This window comes from Vibrio sp. SCSIO 43097, assembly GCF_023650755.1.
GTDB lineage: Bacteria > Pseudomonadota > Gammaproteobacteria > Enterobacterales > Vibrionaceae > Vibrio > Vibrio alginolyticus.
Genome location: NZ_CP071840.1, coordinates 734,768 through 760,488 on the forward strand (window position 1 = coordinate 734,768; position 25,721 = coordinate 760,488).

The window sequence follows — 25,721 nt, forward strand, 5'->3', positions numbered from 1 at the left end:
GGCATGACACAATTAACAGTTAAAGCACTGAGTGATGAGATTGGTACGCCAGTCGACCGCTTGATTGAACAACTTGCTGACGCTGGCATTAAAAAGGCGAGCTCTGACAATGTTACTGATGAAGAGAAGCAGAAGCTTCTCTCTCATTTAAAGAAAGAACACGGTGATAAATCAGGTGATTCAGAGCCGACTCGCCTTACGCTTCAGCGTAAAACTCGTAGTACACTTAGTGTGAACGCGGGTGGTGGTAAGAGTAAGAATGTTCAGGTTGAGGTGCGCAAAAAACGTACATACGTGAAGCGCAGCACAATTGAAGATGAAGCGAAACGTGAAGCTGAAGAAGCAGCACAACGTGAAGCAGAAGAAGCAGCAAAACGTGCAGCAGAAGAAGCTGCAAAACGTGAAGCTGAAGAAGCTGCAAAACGTGAAGCTGAAGAAGCTGCAAAACGTGAAGCGGAAGAAAAAGCGAAACGTGAAGCTGAAGAAAAAGCGAAGCGAGACGTAGATACGAATGCACAACGTAATGCTGAAGAAAAAGCAAAGCGTGATGCTGAAGAGAAAATTAAGCAAGAAGCAGCGCGAAAAGAGGCCGACGAGCTTAAACGTCGTCAGGAAGAAGAAGCTAAGCGTAAGGCTGAAGAGGAAAGTCAGCGCAAGCTTGAAGAAGCTCGCGAATTGGCTGAAAAGAATAAAGAGCGTTGGTCTGCTGCAGAAGAGAAAAAGGGTGATATGGAAGATACAGATTACCATGTAACGACTTCACAATACGCACGTGAAGCCGAAGATGAAGCAGATCGCAAAGTAGAAGGCGGTCGTCGTAAGAAGAAAAAAGCAGCTTCGGGTAAAGACGACCAAGCTCGCGGTGGCCGTAACAACCAACGTGGCGGTAGAGGTCGTAAGGGCAAACTTGCTAAGCCGACTTCAATGCAGCACGGGTTTGATAAGTCAGCAACGGTTGCTAAGCAAGACGTTGTAATTGGCGAAACGATCGTTCTATCAGAACTCGCTAACAAGATGTCGGTTAAAGCGACAGAAGTTATCAAAGTAATGATGAAGATGGGCGCTATGGCGACTATCAACCAAGTGATCGACCAAGAAACAGCACAACTTGTTGCTGAAGAAATGGGCCATAAAGTAGTTCTTCGTAAAGAGAACGAACTGGAAGAAGCGGTACTATCTGACCGTGACACTAACGCGGAAGCAGTTCCACGTGCTCCAGTTGTTACTATCATGGGTCACGTTGACCACGGTAAAACGTCAACACTTGACTACATCCGTCGCACACACGTTGCTTCTGGCGAAGCGGGTGGTATTACTCAGCACATTGGTGCGTACCACGTTGAAACAGACAACGGCATGATCACGTTCCTTGATACTCCTGGACACGCAGCGTTTACTGCAATGCGTGCTCGTGGTGCTCAAGCAACAGATATCGTTGTTCTTGTAGTTGCAGCAGACGATGGCGTAATGCCACAAACAGTAGAAGCGATTCAGCACGCGAAAGCGGCAGGCGTTCCTCTAATTGTTGCTGTGAACAAGATCGATAAAGAAGACGCGAACCCAGATAACGTTAAGAACGAGCTTGCTCAATACGACGTTATTCCTGAAGAGTGGGGCGGTGAGAACATGTTCGTTCACATCTCTGCTAAACAGGGTACAAACATCGATGGTCTTCTAGAAGCAATCCTTCTTCAGTCTGAAGTTCTTGAACTTACAGCTGTAGCTGAAGGCATGGCATCTGGTGTTGTTGTTGAATCTCGTCTAGATAAAGGTCGTGGTCCAGTTGCAACAGTACTTGTTCAATCAGGTACACTAAACAAAGGCGACATCGTTCTTTGTGGTCAAGAATACGGCCGTGTTCGTGCAATGCGTGATGAGCTAGGTAAAGAAATTACTTCGGCTGGCCCATCTATCCCTGTAGAGATCCTAGGTCTTTCAGGTGTACCATCTTCAGGTGATGAAGCAACAGTAGTTCGTGACGAGCGTAAAGCGCGTGAAGTAGCTAACTACCGTGCTGGTAAGTTCCGTGAAGTGAAACTTGCTCGTCAGCAGAAATCTAAACTAGAGAACATGTTCTCTAACATGACTGCTGGTGAAGTTGCTGAACTTAACGTTGTACTTAAAGCAGACGTTCAAGGTTCTGTAGAAGCAATCGCAGACTCACTAGTTAAGCTATCTACAGACGAAGTTAAAGTGAACATCGTTGGTTCTGGTGTTGGTGGTATTACTGAAACTGACGTAGTACTAGCGGAAGCTTCAAACGCAATCATCCTTGGCTTTAACGTTCGAGCAGATGCTTCTGCTCGTCGTGCTGTTGAAGCCGCAGCTGTTGACTTACGTTACTACTCAATCATTTACCAATTGATTGACGAAGTGAAACAAGCAATGGGCGGTATGCTTGCTCCAGAATTCAAGCAAGAGATCATTGGTCTTGCTGAAGTTCGTGACGTGTTTAAGTCACCGAAACTGGGCGCTATCGCTGGTTGTATGGTTACAGAAGGTGTGATCAAGCGTAACAACCCAATCCGTGTACTACGTGATAACGTTGTTATTTACGAAGGTGAACTAGAGTCACTACGTCGTTTCAAAGATGACGTTCAAGAAGTTAAGAATGGCTACGAATGTGGTATCGGCGTTAAGAACTACAATGATGTTCGCGTTGGTGACCAAATCGAAGTCTTCGAAATCGTTGAAATTAAACGTACTCTAGACTAATTGACTAAAATTACTAATATTGTCTTTGAAAGATAAGTAGTAATTGGTTGTTGAATACACCATGGGGGGCTGGCTTTGACCAACCCCCCATTCTTTCTATATAAGAGTAAAGATATGTCAAAAGAATTTAGCCGCACGCAGCGCGTTGCACAGCAGCTGCAAAAAGAACTAGCGATGATCCTTCAACGTGAAGTTCGTGACTCTCGCCTTGGCATGGTGACGATCTCAGACGTAGAAGTCTCTCGTGACCTAGCTTACGCAAAAGTATTTGTGACCTTCCTGTGTGTGGGTGAGCAAACACCAGAATCATGTCTAGCAGCGCTACGTGAGCACGAAGTGCACATTCGCATGATGTTAGGTAAGCGTATTCGTCTACGTTTAACGCCAGAAATCCGCTTCCACTATGACAATACGCTTGTTGAAGGTATGCGTATGTCTAACCTAGTGTCTGAAGTCGTTAGTTCAGACAAACAAAAGCAAAAAGATTCTGGTCGTGAGGACGAAGAATAATGGCTCGTCGTCGTAAAGGTCGTCCAATTAATGGCGTTATACTGTTGGACAAACCAACAGGTATCTCTTCCAATGATGCACTGCAAAAAGTAAAGCGAATCTACTTTGCTGAGAAAGCAGGCCACACTGGAGCCTTGGACCCATTAGCGACAGGCATGCTGCCAATTTGCTTGGGTGAAGCGACAAAATTTTCTCAGTTTCTTCTTGATTCTGATAAACGCTACCGTGTGATCGCAAAGCTGGGTGAACGTACCAATACGTCTGACTCGGATGGTGAAGTTGTAGAGACTCGTCCAGTCGATGTTACGTTAGACAAGCTAGAGGCGTGCATCGATCAGTTCCGTGGTGAATCTGATCAAGTGCCTTCCATGTTCTCTGCGTTGAAGTATCAAGGTAAACCCTTGTATGAATACGCTCGTAAAGGCATCGAAGTTCCGCGTGAATCTCGTAAGATCACGGTATATGAGATTGTTCTTCACCGTTTTGAAGGCGATGAAGTAGAGATGGAAGTGCACTGCTCTAAAGGTACCTATATTCGTACTATCGTTGATGATCTGGGCGAAATGTTAGGTTGTGGTGCGCACGTAACTATGCTTCGTCGTACTGGTGTTGCTAAATACCCTTACGAGAATATGGTAACACTCGAGCAACTAAATGAGTTGCTAGAGCAAGCTCACCGCGAGGAACGAGCGCCTCGAGAACTACTGGACCCACTGCTTTTGCCAATGGATACAGCGGTAGAAGACTTACCAGAAGTCAACTTGGTGCCTGAACTGGCGAATATGGTCCAACATGGGCAGCCCGTTCAAGTATTTGGTGCTCCGACTGAGGGCTCACTTCGCCTTACTATGGGTGAAGAACGCTTGTTTATTGGCGTTGGCGAAATGAACGAAGATGGCAAAATCGCTCCTAAGCGATTGGTCGTGTTCCGAGATGACGTTACATCCAAGTAAATGATTGAAAATACCGACCTGAGTGTCGGTATTTTTATATTGCACGAGATAGGAAATTTCCCTATAATCCGCGCTTCGCGTAGCGGCTGAATCAGAGATTGGCTGCTACAACTTTAAACCTACTCTTATTAGGAGAGAATTATGTCTCTGAATGCAGAAACTAAAGCAGCAATCGTTGCAGAATACGCACAAGGCGAAGGCGACACTGGTTCACCAGAAGTTCAAGTAGCTCTACTTACAGCTTCTATCAACCACCTACAAGGTCACTTCAAAGCGCACAAAGGCGATCACCACAGCCGTCGTGGTCTTCTACGCATGGTTTCTCGTCGTCGTAAGCTTCTAGATTACCTAAAAGGTAAAAACCTAGCTCGCTACCAAGACCTAATCAAACGTCTAGGCCTACGTCGCTAATCAGCGACTGCATAGCAGTTTGTCTAAAAAGGGGCTTTATGCCCCTTTTTTGTTGCCTAAATTTAGCCAAATTAGACTTATGCCGTTATAATACTGGCGGCTAAACCTTGTAAGAGGTTTTCTCAAAAGCTCATAGCATTACAGTCAACCACGTCGACCAAAAGGTCGCGACTATTCAAAAGGAATTTCCGAGTTTCTTTTTACTAGTCGCGATTCGTAATGCCTTGAGTGTCAATTAACACATCTAAGATTTCTTTAAGCACTAAAGGAAGATTAGAAACAAGGAATAACAATGTTCGAAAAACCAGTTGTTAAAACGTTCCAGTACGGTAACCACACAGTTACTTTAGAAACTGGCGTTATTGCACGTCAAGCTACAGCAGCAGTTATGGTCACAATGGATGATACGTCTGTATTCGTATCTGTTGTAGGTAAAAAAGAAGCCGTTGCAGGTCAAGACTTCTTCCCACTAACGGTTAACTACCAAGAGCGTACTTACGCTGCGGGTAAAATCCCAGGCGGCTTCTTCAAACGTGAAGGTCGTCCTTCTGAAGGCGAAACGCTAACAGCTCGTCTAATCGACCGTCCAATCCGTCCGCTATTCCCAGACGCGTTTAAAAACGAAGTTCAGGTTATCGCGACAGTAATGTCTGTAAACCCAGATGTTCAGCCAGATATCGTTACAATGATCGGTACTTCTGCTGCTCTTGCTATCTCTGGCATTCCATTCAACGGCCCTATCGGTGCGGCGCGTGTTGGTCATATCGATGGTCAGCTTGTACTTAACCCTAGCCAAACTGAACTAGAAACTTCTAAGCTTGACCTTGTTGTTGCAGGTACAGAGTCAGCAGTACTGATGGTTGAGTCAGAAGCGGACAACCTAACTGAAGAAGAAATGCTAGCGGCGGTTGTTTATGGTCATGACCAACAACAAGTTGCTATTCAAGCTATCAACGAATTCAAAGCAGAAGTTGCAACTCCTGCTTGGGATTGGGTTGCTCCTGAAGAGAACACAGCGCTTAAAAATAAGATTGCTGATCTAGCAGAAGCTAAACTTGTTGAAGCTTACCAAATTACTGAGAAAATGGCTCGTTACGACCGCATCCATGAGATCGCTGCGGAAGTAAATGAAGTTCTTCTTGCTGAAGATCCTGAAGCAGATACAAAAGAAATCCACACTATCTTCCATGATCTAGAGAAGACAGTAGTACGTAGCCGTATTATTGCAGGTAACCCTCGTATCGATGGCCGTGAAAAAGACATGGTTCGTGCACTAGATGTACGTACTGGTGTTCTTCCTCGTACTCACGGTAGCGCGCTATTCACTCGAGGTGAAACTCAGGCGATCGTTACTGCAACGCTAGGTACTCAGCGTGATGCTCAAATCATCGATGAGCTAACTGGTGAGCGTAAAGATCACTTCCTACTGCACTACAACTTCCCTCCATACTGTGTAGGTGAAACTGGTTTTGTAGGTTCTCCTAAGCGTCGTGAAATCGGCCACGGTAAACTGGCAAAGCGTGGTATTGCTGCAGTAATGCCTTCTGTTGATGAGTTCCCATACACAGTACGTGTTGTATCGGAAATCACTGAATCTAACGGTTCATCTTCAATGGCTTCAGTATGTGGTACTTCTCTTGCGCTTATGGACGCAGGTGTACCAATCAAAGCATCTGTTGCTGGTATCGCAATGGGTCTTGTTAAAGAAGGTGACGATTTCGTTGTACTTTCTGACATCCTTGGCGATGAAGACCATCTAGGTGACATGGACTTTAAAGTAGCAGGTACTAACACTGGTATCACTGCACTTCAAATGGACATCAAGATCGAAGGCATCACTAAAGAAATCATGCAAATTGCGCTTAACCAAGCTCAAGGCGCACGTAAGCACATCCTATCTGTAATGGATGAAGCTATCTCTGGTGCTCGTGAAGACATCTCTGAATTTGCTCCGCGTATTCACACGATGAAGATCAGCGCTGAGAAGATCAAAGACGTTATCGGTAAAGGTGGTGCAGTTATCCGTGCTCTAACTGAAGAGACTGGTACAACTATCGAAATCGAAGACGACGGTACTATCAAGATTGCGGCAACTGAAGGCACTGCTGCGAAAGAAGCTATCCGCCGTATCGAAGAGATCACTGCTGAAGTTGAAGTGGGCCGTATCTACACAGGTAAAGTTGCACGTCTAGCGGACTTCGGTGCATTCGTAACGGTTCTTCCAGGCAAAGATGGTCTTGTACACATTTCTCAAATCGCAGAAAAACGCGTAGAGAAAGTGTCTGACTACCTAGCTGAAGGTCAAGAAGTTCAAGTTAAAGTTCTTGAAATCGACCGCCAAGGCCGTGTACGTCTAAGCATGAAAGAAGCGGTAGAAAAGCCAGCTGAAGAAGCTGCTGCTGAAGCACCGGCTGCTAAAGACGAGTAAGACAAAATGAGACTTTCAGCCTTTTATTAGATTAAGGGCCTGAAAGCATGTTATAAAAGGGGAGCATTTTCGCTCCCCTTTTTTGGTTTGTTTCGATGTATTAACCTCAAACGAGGTTATCGCCTATATTGCATTAAGAGAAACAAATCTTGAGCGGTCCAAACAGGAGTATCAATTAGTGAAATGGTTTCAAACCGCAATTTTATGTGTTGCTATCGCGCTGACCGGTTGTGCAAATACTTCTCAACAATCAGCACAAAAGTGGTTATATCCACCGATGGCGGTGCCACTTCAGCCTAGTGTTCAACAAGAAGTACAAATCGCGCGTCTCTCGCAGTTGCTACAACGTCCCGACCTTAGTGATGAAGTGCGCGCTAAAATGCATTATGAGCGCGGTAGCTACTACGACAGCGTTGGTTTGCGTGATCTTGCCCGTTTGGACTTTAACCAGTCTTTGCAGTTGAATCCTGCTCAGCCGGACATCTTCAATCTTTTGGGAGTATACTTTACCCAAGTAGGAGAGTTTGATGCGGCATATGAAGCGTTTGACTCGACCATAGAGTTGGCTCCTGATAATACCTATGCTGAGCGCAACCGTGCGATTGCACTGTATTATGGTGGCCGAATCGATCTCGCTTTAGAAGATATGACCAAGCATTATCAAGAAATGCCAACGGATCCTTTTCGTTCATTATGGCTGTACATCATCGAAGCTGAGCAAAATCCAGAGCAAGCAAAAGCCAATCTTCAACAGCGTTATTTACGAGATCGTAGTGAAGAGTGGGGATGGGTTCTTGTTGCCATCATGCTACGAGACGTCTCGGACGAAGACGCGCTTAAAGCAATTATGGATGGAACGAGAGAGAACTATCGCCTAGCTGAACGATTGACGGAAACGTATTTCTACCTTGGAAAGCGTAATCAGCTTGAAGGTGATATCGCAAGTGCCATCTCACTTTATAAGCTCGCGATTTCGTTCAACGTTTACGATTATGTTGAGCATCGCTATTCTTTCTTGGAGCTGGCGCAAATTTACGATCAATTACAGCAAGATAGATTGGCCAAGTTAAAGGCTGCCAAGAAGCTGGAAATTGAATGATTTAGAGCCGCTCGATGAGAGCGGCTTTTTTTATGATTGAACTTGATGAGTGACTCATTTAAATTAGTTAGTCTTGCTAACTAAGTGGTGGTGGCTTTATGGCATTAGAAGAAAGCTTGATTGATTTAGAGCGTTTTTGCGCCAAAGCTTGGCGTGTCTATGCCAAAGAAGATCCATTATCACATCTAAGCTTTAATGAGTTCGATTATTTACGTGTGATTCAGGTTTACCCTGAGGGTGTGCGAATAACCGATCTTGCAGAAGAGCTGCAAGTGACTAAGCCTTCCGCGTCGACAATGGTTGTGCGTCTGGAAAAAAAGGGTTTGGTGAAACGCATCGCATGTAATGAGGATGCTCGTGCTAAGCGTGTGTTGCTTACAGAAGAAGTCGCAGAAAAAATGTCTTTGGAACAGGTGGTTTACAAAGATATCTCTGAACAAATGATGCAACAATTAAATCAGCAAGAAGCTGAACAGTTACAAGCTTTATTGAATAAAGCATTGAGTAATAAGTCATTTTAAACTAAAGCAAAGGCCTCAGCTGTATGGTTTAGTTTTTGTTGTTTCATCTTTCTTTTATTTAATTTAACCATTTAGTTAGTCTTGCTAATTAAATGGTTAGCTTTGCTAACTACTGGTGACAGTCATGCAAAACTCAATTTATAGACAGTTTTGGAAATATACGATTCCAACCGTCGCAGCAATGCTCGTAAACGGTTTGTATCAAATAGTTGATGGCATTTTTATTGGCCGTTATGTTGGCGCTGACGGATTAGCTGGGATCAATGTTGCGTGGCCTATTATCGGTTCGATCCTCGGTATAGGAATGATGATTGGGGTGGGGACTGGCGCGCTGACTTCGATCAAGCAAGGAGAGAACGATCATGAAGGCGCTAAGCGAATACTAACGACCGGATTGACGTTGTTAGCGGCATTGATGCCGGTCGTTGCTACAATATTGTTCTTGTTTTCGGATGAATTTATTCGCTGGCAAGGTGCGGAAGGGCGAGTGTTTGAACTTGCGCTGCAATATTTGCATATTCTGATAGTCGCGTGCGTATTCACGTTGGGTTCTATCGCAGTTCCGTTTTTATTACGCAATGACGACAGCCCGAACTTAGCAACGATTTTGATGGTCATCGGTGCCGTTATTAACATTGTATTAGACTACGTATTTATTGCTTGGTTGGAGTGGGAGTTAACCGGAGCCGCTATTGCCACTGCACTTGCACAATTAGTGGTCACTGTGCTCGGTATTGGTTACTTCTTTACTTCAAAAGCAACATTACGCCTTCGTATCCGCGACTTCAAAGTTCAGGTTGATGCTGCACCAAAGATTATCATGATAGGTACATCAAGTTTCTTTATGTACGCCTACGGCTCTGTGATGGTGGCACTGCACAACGCGTTATTTGCTCAATACGGAAGTGCAATGTTGATCGGAGCGTACGCCATTTTGGGGTACATCGTGACGGTTTACTATCTGATAGCCGAAGGAATTGCGAATGGTATGCAGCCTTTAGTGAGCTTCAACCACGGTGCACGTAATCAGGAGAACATCAGAAAGTTATTAAAGGTCGCGATGGGGACATCTGTGCTTGGTGGGGTGGCGTTCGTTGTTTTGATGAACCTTTTCCCGTACGAACTGGTTGCGGTGTTTAATAATGCTGACCAACAGTTGATTGATAGCACCGTGATCGGGATTCGTTTACACATGTTTGCGTTGTTCTTAGATGGTTTTTTAGTTGTGGCGGCCGCGTACTATCAATCAGTAAACAAAGGCAGCAAAGCTATGTTTGTAACACTAGGCAACATGCTGGTCCAGTTGCCATTCTTATTCATTATGCCGAAACTTTTCGGCGTGACAGGTATTTGGTTAGCTTTCCCATTGTCTAACATTGCATTGAGTTTGGTCGTGATCAGTATGTTGTGGCGAGATGTGAAAAAGCTGCTTAATGAGAGTTCTGTCGAACCAAGGGTGCAAGCCTGCTAACAAAAGCTAACAGATAAAAGCGAGGCTAGGCCTCGCTTTTATCTTTAAGGATTAAATGGTTTTTACTTCTAAGCCCGCTAGTTGATGCCAATAGCCATTGCATTGGCGGCTTTCGAGCTTTTCAGGATTATCGCCGTATTCGTTTGAGCGAAAACGCTCTAACTCTGAAAAAATGTCCATACCAAGAGGGCTTAACCGGACCACATCAACCAGCCCTTTCATACTTGGTAAGTCATTGATGAGGTTGTAGCAATACCCTGACTGTGTTTGAATGCCGTTAAGGTTAAAGACTTCTTGCCCTTCTTGGCTGCTGACCTGGATACCCGTAGGGTATTTGATACAGCAGGTTTCGCAATCGTCTTTCGCTCGGTTTTCAGCTCGGGCTGTGAAACAGCGAGCGGAATACGCTAAAGGCAAATAACCGTGGCTAAATACCTCAACTTCAAACTTGTTACGAATACCAAGCTCGTCACACTGAACTAAAGTATCGTTTAACCATTCGCGAGAGAGCTCGACAGGCATGCACCAACGCATCATACCTTGCTTCAAAAATAAGTTGAGCGTGTGTGCGTTATAAGTATTGATTGCAGGACCAACGACGAAAGGCACTTTATGCTCTGATGCCAATTGAACAGCAGATACGTCATTTGCTTCAATCGCGAAGTCACCGTTGTCGATGTACTTCTTCATTATGTTTACTTCACTCGGAGCTTCTAGTAGTGCCATTGTTGATAGCACCACTTGCTTGCCAGCTGCAGACAGCTCTTTTGCTATTTCAAGCCAATGCGAAGGCTTCATTTCTCGACGTTTTGAGCATACGGTTTCCCCAAGATAGATGATGTCCGCGGAGCTTGATTTCGCTTGTTCATAAAACGCTTCGATGTCTTGTTTTGGCCAGAAGTACAACAGCGGGCCAAGCGCGTATTTCATTGAATTATCCATCTTAACCTCTACTGCCATTTGCGGTGATAAGCACCAAGTGTGGTCTGCGTACCTTCAGACACGTTTGCCAATGCGGCATCCCAAGCCGCTTCGACTTGATAAGCTTCTGGGTTTGCTTGGTAACGGTCAATCGCGGCTCGCCATGTTCGAGTGACTTGTTCTACGTAAGCTGGGCTACGTTGGCGACCTTCAATTTTTACAGACGCCACATTTGCAGCAAATAGTTCTGGCAGCATAGAGAGGGTGTTCAAACTGGTTGGTTCTTCCAGTGCGTGGTAGCGTTTTTTCTCGCCTTCGATTTCTGCTTCGAAACGGCCTTTACACAAGGTAGGGTAGCCCGCATTTTCACCGGTGCTGTAGCGATCGATCAAAATGTCGTTAAGGCGGGATTCCAGACCATTTTCTGTTTCTTGCCAGCGAACGTACTTAGCTGGAGAGCATGCTCCCACAGTGTTTGGAGACTCGCCTGTCATGTATGACGATAGGTAGCAGCGACCTTCAGACATGATGCAAAGGCTACCAAAAGCAAAGACTTCTAACTCGACATCGCTAGTGATGTTGCGTGAGAGCTGTTTGACCTGATGAATCGATAAAACGCGGGGTAGCACTACCCGTTTTACGTTGAAGTTTTGTTTGTAAAAATCAATGGCTGCGACGTTGGTCGCTGATGCTTGCACTGAAAGGTGTAGTTCTAGATCGGGATATTTGCGAGCCGCGTACTCCAGCACTGCAATGTCTGCAACAATCAGCGCGTCTACACCCAGTGCCGCTGCATTGTCTACTGCGTTCGTCCAGCGCTCGAAGCCATTGGGATGAGCGAAGGTATTCAACGCGACATGAATTTTTTTATTGCGGTCATGAACGTATTGCACCGCTTTTTCTAACTTTTTGCCGTTAAAGTTGAGGCCAGCAAAGTGACGGGCGTTGGTATCATCTTTGAAACCAATGTAGACGGCATCGGCACCGCAATCAATCGCAGTTTTTAACGCAGGCAGGTTACCCGCGGGACACAAGAGTTCCATATGCTCACAATCATTGAGAATAAAAAGGTGTCCGCATTTTATGAAGAATTATGAATAGCGAAATTGACCTAAGTTAGGTTTAGCTCAATAAAGTCGATATTTACCCCTTGCGAGTAAGGGTATCGGGTCGGGGTTAGTTCTTGTGACGACGATTCTGTACAAACAGCTCTTCAATTTCATGTTTTGGCTGCGGGCGATAAAAATGGAATCCTTGAATCGCATTACATTGAAGGTTAGAGAGCAAAGTAGCTTGCTGGTGGGTTTCCACCCCCTCGGCAACGACAGTTAAGTCGAGCGACTTACCCAGATTAATGATGTTTTCAATCACAGTGACTTGTTTCGGTAGTGTGTCGATATCATTAATAAAAGCGCGGTCGATTTTTAGCTCGTCAATAGGGAAACGCGCTAAGTAGGAAAGAGAAGAGTAGCCGGTACCAAAGTCATCGATAGAGAGAGCGAAGCCAAGCTTTTTAATCGCATTCAACATTTGCAGTGTATGTTCGCTATCACTCATCACGGCACTTTCGGTTAGCTCGAAGGTAATGCAGCTTGGATCAAGCTCGGTAGTGCGAAGCAACTTTTCCATAAAGTCGATCAGCTGTGGGTTGCCAAATTGCTCGGGAGAGAGGTTAATGGCGACACGGCCTGGCAGTATGCCCTGTTGTTTCCAACGTTTTACCGTATTGAAAACATCACGCATCACGACACGTCCAAGGTGTTCGATTAACCCAGCGCGCTCGGCGACAGGAATGAATGAGCCAGGACTAATGTACCCTTCAACTGGATGCTTCCAACGAACGAGCGCTTCTGCGCCGTTGATACTGAAGTCTCGCGCGTTAACCTTAGGTTGATACCACACTTCCAAACCGTTCTGCTGCAATGCTTTTTGCAGTTCGATTTCAAGCCACAAACGCATACGCGCTTCTTTGTTCATTTGATCGTTAAATTTGATCAGACGATTTCTACCACGATCTTTGGCTTCATACATCGCAGTATCGGCATTTTGTAGTAGGATTCGCGCATCTTGTCCGTCTTCAGGGTATCGAACGCTACCAATTGAACAGGCAAGGCGTTTGCTGAAGTGGTGCAAGTCGAAAGGTTGGTTGATCAACGAGATAATGCGATCGGACAAAATTTCAGCCATGCGGGTATTTTCTGGCTCCGGCAGAATGACGCCAAACTCATCGCCACCCAAATGACCAATAATCGCTTGGTTTGGTAGTAACCGTTTAAGACGGGCCGACACCTCTTGAATCACTTTATCGCCAATATGGTGACCAAGTGAGTCATTAATGTTTTTGAAGTTATCGATATCCAAATAGAACACCAGAAGCGGTGTTTGCTTTTTGATCAGCTGTTCCAAACGTTTGGTGAAGCCAAAGCGGTTGTAGAGTTTGGTGAGCGAGTCAATGTGTATGTCTTCATTCGATGCAGAAGACAGGTTTTTGGGCGCATCATCAGCATCTTGGATTAGGATAATTTGAGATTCGCTACCTAATATCGCCGTGGAATCCGCGTGTAGCTGAACTTTCCGTTCAAAGCCGCATCTTGCGCTGGTTAAGCAGACAAAAGGTTTGTCAGAAATTAATGTACTCAATCGATGACTAAATACCTTTTTACTGTTTTCATCGATGAATAAACGACTTAGCTCTTCGCCCAACAATTCATGAGGAGAGTTAAGTCCGAGAAGGCGCGCTGATGCGGGGTTCGCAGAGATGACAATATCATCTTCGATAAGCAGTAAGCCGTCTGGTAGCAGTTGTGTTAACTTCGCAAACTTACTTTCGGACTCTTCTAAGGAGCGAACGAGTATCTGCTTTTCTGAAGTATCGACAGCGTGAAAAACAACAAAGCGAATGTCGTTACCTTCAAAAACTGGCGAAAGACTAAAGTGAAGACTGGTTTCAAGGTCGGTTTCATCGAGCGTGATTTCGGCTTCGACATGTGCCCCTTTGAACGCGCGCTGATAGTATGGTGCAAGCTTCTTATAAAACTGCTCACCCAGCACTTGGCAATCGTTTAAGCCGACGATTTCCTCATGACTTAAACCTGCGATATCGCAGTAACGGTCACTTACCATTCGATAATTGTGTTTTTTATCAAGAATGGCAAAGAAGAAAGGGCTATTTGAGGTTAGCGTGGCAAACCAATGTTTTAATTGCTGGGAAGGCATTAGGGTATTACCGATCTCCAATGAGCCAGATTATTCGTCCGTGTATAAAAAGCGACACCCTGATAAGCCTGCGGCGGTCTACCACCAAGCTAAAGTGTTACTTGCCATTAAAGGGCTCGCGGTTTTAGCTGTGCAGTCGACAATCACATGGATACGCTCAGATAACTATAACTTTGAAAATACGGTTGTAAAAGTGTTTATCCACCTGTTCGCATCAATAATACACGTAAGTTCAAAAAAAGAAGCGTTAGTGAGCAATAAACCACCAATCTAAAATAAGCACTTTATTGATACATAACAGTAATCTCATCGCCACGATTGCTTAATATAAGCAACCTAATGACAAAGTAACGGATAATGAACGTGTTAAACAAGATTCGCAGTCAACTAGTAAAGAACGCAGCTAATATTTTGCGTTCTCCAGTCCAGTTATTACCACAGCCAATTCAGCAAAAAGCGTTGCTGGAAGGGCTAAAAATGGTGTTTAAAGAAGCCTTGGAAGATGGTGACTTTGAGTTCCTTGAAGACAAGTGGTTAAAAGTTGCGATTAAAGACTTGAACTTAGCATGGTACATCAGCTATCAAGACGAAAAATTGGTGGTAGCTGAAAAACCAGTTCAGGAAGATGTGAGTTTTAGTGGTAATCTAAACGACCTAGTACTGATTGCTGGTCGTAAAGAAGACCCTGACACACTGTTCTTCCAACGTCGCCTTTCAATTGAAGGTGATACTGAGCTTGGCTTAGAAGTGAAAAACTTAATGGACAGTGTCGACTTAGAGCAGTTACCGAAAGCAATGCAAGTCGCTTTGAATCAATTGGCTGATTTTGTTCAGAAAGGAGTTCAAGCGCCTGCACAACCAACCGGAGTAGCGAATGCTTATTCGAACTGAAGCCCCAGCGGACATTCTTACCATTGACCGCTTATTGAAACACGCCTTCCCGACGGAAGCTGAAGCTGAGCTTGTGATGCGTTTGCGCGAAAACAGCAAATTCACGCTTTCCTTAGTCGCGTGTACAGATGAGGGAGAGGTGATAGGCCATGCTTTATTTAGCCCTGTGACCTTAAATGGTGAAGATTTGTCATGGCAAGGGCTAGCGCCATTAGCTGTTCATGAAGATTACCGTCGCCAAGGCATCGCTGCAGAGTTGATCAAAGAAGGTTTTGATTCACTGCGTGATTTTGGCTACCCAGTGTGTGTGGTGTTGGGCGATCCTGATTATTACGCGCGCCAGGGTTTTCAATCATGCGACGAGATGGGCTTTGAATGTGCTTGGGATGTCCCTAAAGGTGCATTTCGAGTCGCAGAGTTGGTCGAAGGTCAATGTGCTGGACGCTCCGGATGCATAGACTATGCGCCAGAGTTCTCTGAACTGTAAATGAAAGAAGCCCACGACTAAGTGGGCTTCTTTCTTATTCACTGAAAACTGAGATAGGGAGGTTAGGATGACTGGTTACTTTTCTTTTTGCCCCAGACCTCTATTTTCGCTTTTTTACTTACCCCTAGCAGGCTGAGTTTTGTGCTTCCCCAGCTACTGTAAGTCATTTCAATCTGTTTTAGCTTGGCTTCTTTTGTACCTGGAAGGCTCCAGGCACGAGTCGACAATCCGCTTGTTAGTACGCCCATAGAGGAAAGCTTTTTCTCACTACCATCTGTCATGACGACTTTTAAACCATTAATGTCTACCGTTCCTTGCACACATTTTAGTTTTATTTTACTGAAGCTTCGGTTTCGGAATAGGCTATTTGGTGTCACGGTATCTGTTTCTGTATGAAAGTTAACGGTTTTCGTTGCAATCAGCTCCCACTCATCGCTGTTATTAGCAAAAACACTCATGCTGGTGGCGGCTACCAGTGTGCAAAGTAGTAGCGTATTTAAGAATTTCATAATGTACCTCATATGTCATACCCAATGTGTGGCTGTTGGCAAAACGCTATGTTCAGGAATATCCAAATCATCTCATTGTGTTCAGGTGTTCCTTGAAGTCCTTTAGGTATAATCGCGATAATTTGATAGGATTGCCCTCGTTCAAATAGGTGACGGAAAATGTCAATTAACGAGAAACAGTATTTACGTGAAATGGGGATCAGCACATGGGAGCTGGTGCACCCTGAAAGACTGGAAGGCTATCAATCGCCATTATTGGATTTGCAAAGTTCATGTAAACTCCTATTGGTATCGCCAATATGTCCAGAAAACGAGACGGCATTGATGTTTGAGCGCGTATTAAAAAGCATTAAGCTCACGCTTGATGATGCGCTACACCTAGAGCCTGAGCGCTTATCCATGCTGGGTGAACATCAGCTAGAGTGGGTGTGGTTTGCAGGCTGTGAGGCTGATCAAAGCATCAAGGCAAAGCACCTGACCTCGCCACTATTACAAGATATTGATGGTAATAACGAACAGCGCCGCGCATTGTGGCAACAAATCTGTTCGTACTCTTAACGGAGCTAATGCGTGACAATTGAAATTACGCCGATGCGTGCAGAGCACCTCGACCAAGTTTGGCAAATCGAGCAGCAAGCACATTCTCACCCTTGGGCCGAATCTTTGGTTCGTGACTTATCCAGTCGCGGTGCTTGCCATCATGTGATGCTGGAAGGCTCTCAAGTGGTTGGTTACTTCTATGGACAGAATATTGTTGGAGAAGTGACACTATTAAATATTGCAGTAGCGCCTTCTCAACAGGGCAGAGGGCTAGGGCAAAAATTGCTGGACGCGTTTATTGAACACTGTGAACAAGCCAAAGCAGAGAGTGCTTGGTTAGAAGTGCGTGAAAGTAATCACCCAGCTATCCATATTTATGAGCAAGCAGGTTTTAATGAAGTGGACCGTCGTTACAACTATTACCCAGCTAAATCGGGAAATGGTAAGGAAGACGCCATTATCATGAGTTACTTATTTTTGAGTTAGTTTTAGGCCGTTACTAATTACCTCATCAACACTTATGCTTTAAATGCGTATCCGGATTCGAGGCTTTTGAATATGTAATAATAATTTTTTGAATTTTTACATCTCTTTGTGTGGAGCTGGCTTTCCCTTGTTAGTTGCAGGTAAAGGCTGGTGAGCCGAGTAAATTCAGTTCATGTCTTTCCAGTTTGCTAGCACAGCGATAATAAGCGAGAATACCGCACAATATCGAATAGTAGATATGCTTGCCTATTTTGTGAGCATGAAAGTAATTTAGAAGATTAACTAATGTCAAATCCCCTTTTTTTAGGCGAAGTGTCTAAGCGCAGAACGTTCGCTATTATTTCTCACCCGGATGCGGGTAAAACCACCATTACTGAAAAAGTCCTTTTATTCGGAAACGCGATCCAAAAAGCAGGTACGGTTAAAGGTCGTGGTAACGCACAGCACGCAAAATCAGACTGGATGGAAATGGAAAAAGAACGTGGTATCTCGGTAACCACTTCTGTAATGCAGTTCCCTTACAATGACTGTCTGGTAAACCTACTTGATACGCCTGGACACGAAGACTTCTCGGAAGATACATACCGTACGTTAACGGCAGTAGACTCGTGTTTGATGGTTATCGATGCGGCGAAAGGTGTTGAGGACCGTACTCGTAAACTAATGGAAGTTACACGTCTACGTGACACGCCAATCGTAACCTTCATGAACAAACTTGACCGTGACGTTCGTGATCCAATGGAAGTATTGGATGAAGTAGAAAACGAATTGGGCATGATGTGTGCGCCAATCACATGGCCAATCGGCTGTGGTAAAGAGTTTAAAGGTGTTTACCACATTCACCGTGATGAAACGATTTTATACGAATCAGGTCACGGTCATGAGATTCAAGAAGTTCGAATCATCAAAGGTCTCGATAACCCAGAGCTTGATGAAAAAGTTGGTGCAGGCCTTGCGGAAAGTGTTCGAGAAGAGCTTGAGCTTGTCATGGGTGCTTGCCCTGAGTTTGATTTGGAAATGTTCTTAACAGGTGACCTGACGCCAGTTTACTTCGGTACTGCATTAGGTAACTTTGGTGTGGATCATATGCTAGACGGTCTAACTGAATGGGCTCCAGCGCCGAAAACTCGTCAAGCGGTTGAACGTGAAGTTGAAGCGACTGAAGAGAAGTTCTCTGGTTTCGTATTTAAGATCCAAGCGAATATGGACCCAAAACACCGCGACCGTATCGCATTCATGCGTATTGTATCGGGCACTTACACGCAAGGTATGAAGATGAACCACGTTCGTCTTGGCAAGCAAGTGAGTATCTCTGATGCAGTAACCTTTATGGCTGGTGACCGTGCACGTGCAGAACACGCTTACGCCGGTGACATCATTGGTCTACACAACCACGGCACTATTCAGATTGGTGATACCTTTACGCAAGGTGAATCACTGAAGTTCTCTGGTATTCCGAACTTCGCTCCGGAACTATTCCGTCGTATTCGCCTGAAAGATCCATTAAAGCAGAAGCAGCTTCTCAAAGGTTTGGTTCAGCTATCAGAAGAAGGTGCGGTACAGGTATTCCGTCCTCTACAGAACAACGATCTGATCGTTGGTGCCGTTGGTGTACTTCAGTTCGATGTTGTTGTGGCTCGTTTGAAATCTGAGTATAACGTTGAAGCGATTTATGAAGGCATTAACGTTGCAACTGCTCGTTGGGTTGAGTGTGGTGATGCGAAGAAACTGGATGAGTTCCAACGCAAGAATCAAGCGAACTTAGCATTGGATGGTGGTGATAACCTAACGTATATCGCCCCAACAATGGTTAACTTAAACTTGGCGAAAGAGCGTTTCCCTGACGTTGATTTCCGTGCGACGCGTGAGCACTAATTTGCGCGGTTAGGGTAAGCCTTAACGCAAACTAGATTTTAAAACGCCCTTGGCTATAAACTTAGCCAAGGGCGTTTTTATATAAGGATAAGATATGAATTGGTTTAAACGTGGGCTAAAGCGTTACGACAACTGGTGTAAAGAGATGGGGTTAACTCCCGATCAGAAACGCAGTTGTGTCCCATATCGAAAAGACCCAGCCCATCAAACTGAAGAGAAGAGTGAAGCCCAACCATCCTCTGATTTTCTGCCCGCAGATACAGATAAAAAGCGTCAAGATGAAGCTCTTTGATACGCACTGCCACTTTGATTTTGATGTGTTTCAAGATGACTTTGCACATCAACTTGAGCTTGCTCAAACGCAAGGCGTCGCAAGAATTTTGATTCCTTCCGTCGGTCCGCAAAACTGGGCTCGTATTCAAACTTTGGCAGAGCAACATGCCAATTTGTATTATGCGCTCGGCTTTCATCCGTATTTTCTTGAAGATAACGTTGAGCAGCACCTTACAGAGCTAGAAGGCTATCTAAATCAAAAAGGGCAGCAGTGCGTGGCAATAGGAGAGTGTGGTTTAGATTTTACCATTGATGTTGATCCACAGTTGCAAGAAAAGATACTTGAAGTTCAATTTGAGCTGGCTAGACGCTTCGAACTCCCAGTTATTTTACATAGCCGAAAAGCGCACAATCGCCTCATTCAAATGGTGAAAGCGGCGAATCTCCCTAGAGGTGGTGTGCTACACGCTTTTTCTGGGAGTTATCAGCAAGCCATGGAGTGGGTCAAATTAGGTTTTTTTATCGGTGTAGGAGGAACGATTACCTACCCAAGAGCCAAGAAAACACGCGACGCAATTCAAAAATTACCACTCGAAAACCTAGTAATCGAAACAGACGCACCAGATATGCCTATACTTGGATATCAAGGGGAGTCAAATCACCCAGCCAAACTCATTCACGTCTTTAATGAGCTCGTAGAGTTGCATAACGGCCGAAAGCAATCGATTGCCTCTCAACTGTGGAAAAATAGCAATTTTGCTTTCTCGATATGTGAATAAAATCTAAAGATGTGGTTTGAAATCGAAAACGTTTTCCTGCTTATTGTGAATTAACTCACAAAGCTGGTTGAATCAATCATGAATCTTATAGGAAAGTGTGAGGCTGGCATTACTTTAATTGATTCTGCATGAGTATAATTGCCCCCGCTTTATAGCTCCATTTTGTAACACGCCAATAAATAACTTATAAGGAAGTCATAAACTATGAGCCTGTTTATGAGCCTAATCGGTATGGTAGTGCTTCTTGCGATTGCAGTGGCATTTTCTAACAACCGAAAAGCTATCAACTTTAGAACTGTGGGTGGCGCATTCGCTATCCAATTCGCATTAGGTGCATTTGTTCTGTATGTACCTTGGGGCCGTGATCTACTAAACGGTTTCTCTTCAGGTGTTTCTAACGTTATCAACTACGGTAACGATGGTTCATCATTCCTGTTCGGTGGTCTTGTTTCTGACAAGATGTTCGAAGTATTCGGCGGCGGCGGTTTCATCTTCGCATTCCGTGTTCTTCCTACACTGATCTTCTTCTCTGCACTGATTTCAGTTCTTTACTACATTGGCGTTATGCAATGGGTTATCAAGATTCTTGGTGGCGCACTACAAAAAGCGCTAGGCACTTCTCGTGCGGAATCAATGTCAGCGGCAGCTAACATTTTCGTAGGTCAAACTGAGGCACCTCTAGTTGTTCGCCCATTCGTTCCAAAAATGACTCAATCAGAGCTATTCGCGGTAATGTGTGGTGGTCTAGCTTCTGTTGCTGGTGGTGTACTAGCTGGTTACGCATCTATGGGTGTTCCACTAGAGTACCTAGTTGCGGCATCATTCATGGCAGCACCAGGTGGTCTACTGTTCGCTAAAATCCTTCACCCAGAGACTGACCAGCCTCACGAAAGTATCGAAGAAGCGATGGACGGCGGTGACGACAAACCAGTTAACGTAATCGACGCAGCTGCGGGCGGTGCGGCTTCTGGTCTACAACTTGCGCTTAACGTAGGTGCAATGCTAATCGCATTCGTTGGTCTAATCGCGCTAATCAACGGTATGCTAGGTGGCATCGGTGGTTGGTTCGGCATGCCAGAACTAACACTAGAGCTAATCCTAGGTTACGCGTTTTCTCCACTAGCATTCCTAATCGGTGTTCCATGGGCAGAAGCTGTAACAGCTGGTTCATTCATCGGTCAGAAAATCGTAGTGAACGAATTCGTTGCTTACTTGAACTTCACACCATATCTAGGTGAAAACGCTCAAGTAATCGCGGCAACTGGTGAAGTAATGTCTGAGAAGACAACAGCTATCATCTCATTCGCACTATGTGGTTTCGCGAACCTTTCTTCTATCGCGATTCTACTTGGTGGTCTAGGTAGCCTTGCACCAAACCGTCGTAGTGACATCGCTCGCATGGGTGTTAAAGCAGTTCTTGCAGGTACGTTGTCTAACCTTATGGCAGCGACAATTGCAGGCTTCTGCTTAAGCCTTGCAGCACTATAATTAGAATCGGTTCTTAATATATAGACGCCGTTTTACATCATGCCCTGTAGCAAGAGATTGCTGCGGGGCATTTTTCGTTTTTCGGGCTCCAAAATTTCATCGGGTGTTTGCCTTAGTCGAGGTATTACGCAGTCAATGGAATAGGGGCTAGGAAATTTTGAGATACAAACCGTTTGCGCTCTATTTGGTGCTACAGTTTTGCGGTGAAACTCTATAATGTATTAATCACAGGATAGTGGTTAAGCTTGATTCTTAATCACGTAATGAATATTACATAATCGATGGGCAAATGAATTGCCCTGCAATATCAGATCTAATAGGCGTTTTGCTTTGTGATGTGATATTAAAGACACCGCAATCATAGATTGTTGTGCCATAGGCCAAACTGGTACTGTGCGGTGACAAGGATAGCAATTGGCATATGATAAATTTTCGCTGTATATGCCGAGTCTTCAGGGAACCAAGTCCGTTCATTAATAGACTGTTTAGCCATTTACTCACATTGTCTCGACTTGTTGATTATAGTTAAAGACGTGATGTAAGGCTGAGTAGTGAATTTTTTGAATATTGATCGGAGATAGAAATGAGCGATTTAAAAGCAGCAGCGCTACGTGCACTTAAACTTATGGACCTAACTACGTTGAATGACGATGACACTGATGCAAAAGTGATCTCACTATGTCATGACGCGAAAACAGCAGTAGGCAACACAGCTGCAATTTGTATTTACCCTCGCTTTATTCCTATTGCTAAGAAGACACTTCGTGAGCAAGGTACGCCAGAGGTTCGTATTGCAACAGTAACGAACTTCCCACATGGTAACGACGACATTGAAATCGCAGTTGCTGAAACAAAAGCGGCGGTTGCTTACGGTGCAGACGAAGTTGACGTAGTTTTTCCTTACCGCGCGCTAATGGCGGGTGATGAGAAAGTAGGCTTCGAACTAGTTAAGCAATGTAAAGAAGCTTGTGGTGACATTCTTCTTAAAGTGATCATCGAAACAGGTGAACTAAAAGAAGAAGCACTAATCAAGAAAGCATCTCAAATCTGTATTGAAGCAGGTGCTGACTTCATTAAAACTTCAACTGGTAAAGTGCCAGTAAACGCAACACCAGAATACGCTCGCATGATGCTTGAAGTTATTCGCGACATGGGTGTTGCAGAAACTGTTGGTTTCAAACCAGCAGGTGGTGTGCGCACTGCTGAAGACGCAGCAGCATACCTAGCAATGGCTGACGAAATCCTAGGTGACAACTGGGTTGATGCTCGTCACTACCGTTTTGGTGCGTCTAGCCTGCTAACCAACCTACTAAATACATTAGAAGTATCGGACGACGTCGCTGATCCAACAGCGTACTAATTCCAATAATACGTCTGAACGGTAGCACCTAAACGGGTGCTACCAAACCTCTTCTATCCTACTACAACCATGGCTCAAAAGAGCTTGGGAGGCACTAATGTATTTACCACAAGAAATCATTCGTAAAAAACGTGACGGTGAAGTACTTACCGCAGACGAAATCAACTTCTTTATTCAAGGCGTAGCGAACAACACGGTATCTGAAGGTCAGATTGCGGCGTTTGCTATGACGATTTTCTTTAATGAAATGACCATGGATGAGCGCATCGCCTTAACGTGTGCAATGCGTGATTCGGGCATGGTTATCGACTGGAGCCACATGAACTTCGGTGGTCCAATTGTCGACAAACACTCAACCGGTGGTGTGGGTGACGTAACTTCTTTAATGCTTGGCCCAATGGTGGCAGCGTGTGGCGGTTTCGTACCTATGATCTCTGGCCGCGGTCTTGGTCATACAGGCGGTACGCTGGATAAACTTGAATCTATCCCTGGTTACAACATTACGCCGAGCAACGATGTTTTTGGTCAAGTAACCAAAGACGCTGGTGTGGCGATCATCGGTCAAACTGGTGACCTTGCTCCTGCGGATAAGCGTGTTTACGCGACTCGTGATATTACCGCAACGGTAGACAATATCTCCCTGATTACGGCGTCGATCCTTTCTAAGAAACTGGCGGCGGGTCTGGAATCGCTAGTGATGGACGTAAAAGTGGGTTCAGGTGCATTTATGCCAACTTACGAAGCGTCTGAAGAGCTAGCAAAATCAATCGTTGCGGTAGCAAACGGTGCTGGCACTAAAACTACGGCAATTCTTACGGACATGAACCAAGTATTGGCGTCTTCAGCGGGTAACGCAGTGGAAGTTCGTGAAGCGGTTCGTTTCTTAACGGGTGAATACCGTAATCCTCGTCTACTTGAAGTGACCATGGCTTCATGTGCTGAAATGTTAGTACTTGGCAAGCTTGCTGAGAACACAGAAGACGCACGCGCAAAACTGATGGAAGTGCTGGATAACGGCAAAGCGGCTGAGTGCTTCGGCAAGATGGTTGCCGGTTTAGGCGGCCCTGCGGACTTCGTAGAAAACTACGACAACTACTTAGAAAAAGCAGCAATCATTAAGCCAGTTTACGCAACAGAAACGGGCATTGTCTCTGCAATGGATACACGTGCTATCGGCATGGCTGTGGTTGCTATGGGTGGTGGTCGTCGTGTTGCTACTGATGAAATCGACTACGCAGTTGGTTTCGACGAGTTCATCCGCCTAGGTGAGGTCGCAGACAGTGATAAACCTCTTGCGGTCATCCACGCTCGCACTGAAGAGCAATGGGAAGAAGCGGCAAAAGCACTGCGCAGTGCAATCAAAGTAGGTGGTGAATACACACCAACTCCAGAGGTTTACCGCCAAATTCGTGCAGAAGATATCTAATAGAACAAGTAATTACACAAGGCCTACTCAACCATAATAAAAAGCCGAGTGGGCCTAAGGAACGAGCAATGAAAAGAGCATTTATTTTAGTACTAGACTCATTCGGTATCGGTGCAACTGCCGATGCTAAAGAATTTGGTGATGTAGGTTCAGACACACTAGGTCACATCGCTGACCAATGTGACAAAGGCTTAGCAGATAACGACAATCGCCAAGGTGCACTTCGCCTTCCAAATCTATCGAAACTTGGTTTGGCAATGGCGCATAAAGAATCGACAGGTCGCTTCGCACCTGGACTAGACGCAGACGCTGAAATCATTGGTGCATACGGTCATGCAGCAGAGCTTTCTTCAGGTAAAGACACGCCGTCTGGTCACTGGGAAATCGCAGGTGTGCCTGTTCTGTTTGACTGGGGTTACTTCACTGACAAAGCAAACAGCTTCCCGAAAGAATTGACTGACCGCATTCTTGAGCGTGCAGGTCTTGACGGTTTCCTAGGTAACTGTCACGCGTCTGGTACTCAAGTTCTTGACGATCTTGGTGAAGAGCACATGAAGACTGGCAAACCAATCTTCTACACGTCTGCTGACTCTGTATTCCAAATCGCATGTCACGAAGAGACTTTCGGTCTAGACCGTCTACTAGAGCTTTGCCAAATCGCACGTGAAGAGCTAGAAGATTACAACATTGGTCGTGTTATCGCGCGCCCATTCGTTGGTGCTGGTAAAGGTCAATTTGAGCGTACAGGTAACCGTCGTGACCTTTCTGTTGAGCCACCATCAGCAACGGTTCTACAGAAACTTGTTGAAGAGAAGCAAGGCAACGTGGTTTCTATTGGTAAGATTGCTGATATCTACGCAAACTGCGGCATCACTAAGAAAGTGAAAGCGACAGGTATCCCTGCATTGTTCGAAGCAACGCTAGAGCAAATCAAAGAAGCGGGCGACAACACGATCGTATTCACTAACTTTGTAGACTTCGACTCAGCTTACGGTCACCGTCGTGACGTAGCGGGTTACGCAGCGGCACTTGAGTACTTCGATGGTCGTATCAATGAAGTGCTAGAGATTATGGAAGAAGACGATGTTCTTATCCTAACGGCAGACCACGGCTGTGACCCAACATGGCCAGGTACTGACCATACTCGTGAGCACATCCCAGTATTGGTTTATGGTCAAAAAGTACCAGCTGGTTCTCTTGGCCGCCGCGAAACATTCGCAGATATCGGTCAAACATTGGCAAGTTACTTCGGTACTTCTCCAATGGATTACGGTAAGAACTTCCTATAATTAGTTAGGTTTTTGAAAACTAGGAGCTTGATTGCTCCTAGTTTTATGTTTGCAGTATGTAAATGCTGCTTGT

Annotated in this window: 24 protein-coding genes; 19 read left to right on the forward strand and 5 right to left on the reverse strand. The window is 45.0% G+C overall.

Going from position 1 to position 25,721, the window contains the following annotated elements; translation table 11 throughout:
- The first annotated feature begins 3 nt into the window (after positions 1 to 3).
- The 8 genes from infB to J4N40_RS03555 all read left to right on the forward strand — a co-directional run bounded on the left by infB (position 4) and on the right by J4N40_RS03555 (position 10,108).
- The gene (gene infB / locus J4N40_RS03520) at positions 4 to 2,715 is read left to right on the forward strand and encodes a translation initiation factor IF-2 (RefSeq protein ID WP_005380086.1); all 2,712 of its coding nucleotides are present in this window, start codon (positions 4 to 6) and stop codon (positions 2,713 to 2,715) included.
- A gap of 114 nt (positions 2,716 to 2,829) precedes the next feature.
- A complete protein-coding gene (gene rbfA, locus J4N40_RS03525; RefSeq protein ID WP_005380087.1) occupies positions 2,830 to 3,225 on the forward strand; it encodes a 30S ribosome-binding factor RbfA in 396 nt (131 codons plus the stop codon).
- Positions 3,225 to 4,178, forward strand: a complete 954-nt coding sequence (gene truB, locus J4N40_RS03530; protein ID WP_115386273.1) for a tRNA pseudouridine(55) synthase TruB — start codon at positions 3,225 to 3,227, stop codon at positions 4,176 to 4,178. Before rbfA ends, truB begins: the two co-directional genes overlap by 1 nt.
- Before the next feature lie 141 nt (positions 4,179 to 4,319).
- Positions 4,320 to 4,589 (forward strand): 30S ribosomal protein S15, encoded by a 270-nt coding sequence (rpsO, locus tag J4N40_RS03535; protein WP_005380094.1) that lies wholly within the window; start codon positions 4,320 to 4,322, stop codon positions 4,587 to 4,589.
- A gap of 292 nt (positions 4,590 to 4,881) precedes the next feature.
- On the forward strand, positions 4,882 to 7,017 hold the full coding sequence (gene pnp, locus J4N40_RS03540) for a polyribonucleotide nucleotidyltransferase (RefSeq protein WP_005380098.1): 2,136 nt from the start codon (positions 4,882 to 4,884) through the stop codon (positions 7,015 to 7,017).
- Between the two features lie 178 nt (positions 7,018 to 7,195).
- A complete protein-coding gene (gene nlpI / locus J4N40_RS03545) occupies positions 7,196 to 8,116 on the forward strand; it encodes a lipoprotein NlpI (protein ID WP_005380101.1) in 921 nt (306 codons plus the stop codon).
- Positions 8,117 to 8,214: 98 nt separating this feature from the next.
- The gene (locus J4N40_RS03550; RefSeq protein ID WP_005394653.1) at positions 8,215 to 8,637 is read left to right on the forward strand and encodes a MarR family winged helix-turn-helix transcriptional regulator; all 423 of its coding nucleotides are present in this window, start codon (positions 8,215 to 8,217) and stop codon (positions 8,635 to 8,637) included.
- Positions 8,638 to 8,761: 124 nt separating this feature from the next.
- The gene (locus J4N40_RS03555) at positions 8,762 to 10,108 is read left to right on the forward strand and encodes an MATE family efflux transporter (RefSeq protein WP_115386272.1); all 1,347 of its coding nucleotides are present in this window, start codon (positions 8,762 to 8,764) and stop codon (positions 10,106 to 10,108) included.
- Between the two features lie 51 nt (positions 10,109 to 10,159).
- On the opposite strand, the gene J4N40_RS03560 is transcribed toward J4N40_RS03555, so the two are convergent.
- The 3 genes from J4N40_RS03560 to J4N40_RS03570 all read right to left on the reverse strand — a co-directional run bounded on the left by J4N40_RS03560 (position 10,160) and on the right by J4N40_RS03570 (position 14,245).
- Positions 10,160 to 11,038, reverse strand: a complete 879-nt coding sequence (locus tag J4N40_RS03560) for a U32 family peptidase (protein WP_167415711.1) — start codon at positions 11,036 to 11,038, stop codon at positions 10,160 to 10,162.
- Positions 11,039 to 11,058: 20 nt separating this feature from the next.
- Positions 11,059 to 12,072, reverse strand: coding sequence for a ubiquinone anaerobic biosynthesis protein UbiU (gene ubiU, locus J4N40_RS03565; RefSeq protein WP_005380110.1), 1,014 nt, complete (start codon positions 12,070 to 12,072; stop codon positions 11,059 to 11,061).
- A gap of 133 nt (positions 12,073 to 12,205) precedes the next feature.
- The gene (locus J4N40_RS03570; protein WP_005380112.1) at positions 12,206 to 14,245 is read right to left on the reverse strand and encodes a sensor domain-containing protein; all 2,040 of its coding nucleotides are present in this window, start codon (positions 14,243 to 14,245) and stop codon (positions 12,206 to 12,208) included.
- 363 nt (positions 14,246 to 14,608) lie between these two features.
- Between J4N40_RS03570 and ubiT the strand changes: the two genes are divergently transcribed.
- Both ubiT and J4N40_RS03580 read left to right on the forward strand, forming a co-directional pair.
- Entirely contained in the window at positions 14,609 to 15,136 is a 528-nt protein-coding gene (ubiT, locus tag J4N40_RS03575) for a ubiquinone anaerobic biosynthesis accessory factor UbiT (protein ID WP_005394645.1), read from the forward strand.
- Positions 15,120 to 15,623: a GNAT family N-acetyltransferase gene (locus J4N40_RS03580; RefSeq protein ID WP_115386271.1), complete on the forward strand. Its 504-nt coding sequence runs from the start codon at positions 15,120 to 15,122 to the stop codon at positions 15,621 to 15,623. Before ubiT ends, J4N40_RS03580 begins: the two co-directional genes overlap by 17 nt.
- Before the next feature lie 62 nt (positions 15,624 to 15,685).
- Here J4N40_RS03580 and J4N40_RS03585 read toward each other — a convergent pair whose 3' ends face one another.
- A complete protein-coding gene (locus J4N40_RS03585) occupies positions 15,686 to 16,132 on the reverse strand; it encodes a DUF2541 family protein (RefSeq protein WP_031781040.1) in 447 nt (148 codons plus the stop codon).
- Between the two features lie 159 nt (positions 16,133 to 16,291).
- Between J4N40_RS03585 and J4N40_RS03590 the strand changes: the two genes are divergently transcribed.
- The 6 genes from J4N40_RS03590 (at position 16,292) to J4N40_RS03615 (ending at position 21,573) form a co-directional block, all read left to right on the forward strand.
- A complete protein-coding gene (locus J4N40_RS03590; RefSeq protein ID WP_005386429.1) occupies positions 16,292 to 16,690 on the forward strand; it encodes a DNA polymerase III subunit psi in 399 nt (132 codons plus the stop codon).
- 12 nt (positions 16,691 to 16,702) lie between these two features.
- Positions 16,703 to 17,158, forward strand: coding sequence for a ribosomal protein S18-alanine N-acetyltransferase (gene rimI, locus J4N40_RS03595; RefSeq protein ID WP_005386430.1), 456 nt, complete (start codon positions 16,703 to 16,705; stop codon positions 17,156 to 17,158).
- 285 nt (positions 17,159 to 17,443) lie between these two features.
- Positions 17,444 to 19,033, forward strand: a complete 1,590-nt coding sequence (prfC, locus tag J4N40_RS03600) for a peptide chain release factor 3 (RefSeq protein WP_005380123.1) — start codon at positions 17,444 to 17,446, stop codon at positions 19,031 to 19,033.
- Positions 19,034 to 19,127: 94 nt separating this feature from the next.
- The gene (locus tag J4N40_RS03605; protein WP_005380125.1) at positions 19,128 to 19,325 is read left to right on the forward strand and encodes a DUF5363 family protein; all 198 of its coding nucleotides are present in this window, start codon (positions 19,128 to 19,130) and stop codon (positions 19,323 to 19,325) included.
- Positions 19,312 to 20,085, forward strand: a complete 774-nt coding sequence (locus J4N40_RS03610) for a TatD family hydrolase (protein ID WP_250654371.1) — start codon at positions 19,312 to 19,314, stop codon at positions 20,083 to 20,085. The genes J4N40_RS03605 and J4N40_RS03610 overlap by 14 nt, the downstream gene beginning before the upstream one ends.
- A gap of 204 nt (positions 20,086 to 20,289) precedes the next feature.
- Entirely contained in the window at positions 20,290 to 21,573 is a 1,284-nt protein-coding gene (locus tag J4N40_RS03615; RefSeq protein WP_005380131.1) for a NupC/NupG family nucleoside CNT transporter, read from the forward strand.
- A 358-nt stretch (positions 21,574 to 21,931) separates the two neighbouring features.
- Here J4N40_RS03615 and J4N40_RS24545 read toward each other — a convergent pair whose 3' ends face one another.
- A complete protein-coding gene (locus J4N40_RS24545; RefSeq protein ID WP_005391675.1) occupies positions 21,932 to 22,066 on the reverse strand; it encodes a hypothetical protein in 135 nt (44 codons plus the stop codon).
- Between the two features lie 90 nt (positions 22,067 to 22,156).
- Here J4N40_RS24545 and deoC point away from each other — a divergent pair, with 90 nt between their 5' ends.
- From deoC to J4N40_RS03630, 3 genes are all read left to right on the forward strand, one after another.
- Positions 22,157 to 22,933: a deoxyribose-phosphate aldolase gene (gene deoC / locus J4N40_RS03620; protein ID WP_005380133.1), complete on the forward strand. Its 777-nt coding sequence runs from the start codon at positions 22,157 to 22,159 to the stop codon at positions 22,931 to 22,933.
- A gap of 97 nt (positions 22,934 to 23,030) precedes the next feature.
- On the forward strand, positions 23,031 to 24,359 hold the full coding sequence (gene deoA, locus J4N40_RS03625; protein ID WP_025768209.1) for a thymidine phosphorylase: 1,329 nt from the start codon (positions 23,031 to 23,033) through the stop codon (positions 24,357 to 24,359).
- A gap of 68 nt (positions 24,360 to 24,427) precedes the next feature.
- Positions 24,428 to 25,648, forward strand: coding sequence for a phosphopentomutase (locus J4N40_RS03630; RefSeq protein ID WP_054576312.1), 1,221 nt, complete (start codon positions 24,428 to 24,430; stop codon positions 25,646 to 25,648).
- The last annotated feature ends 73 nt before the right edge of the window (positions 25,649 to 25,721 follow it).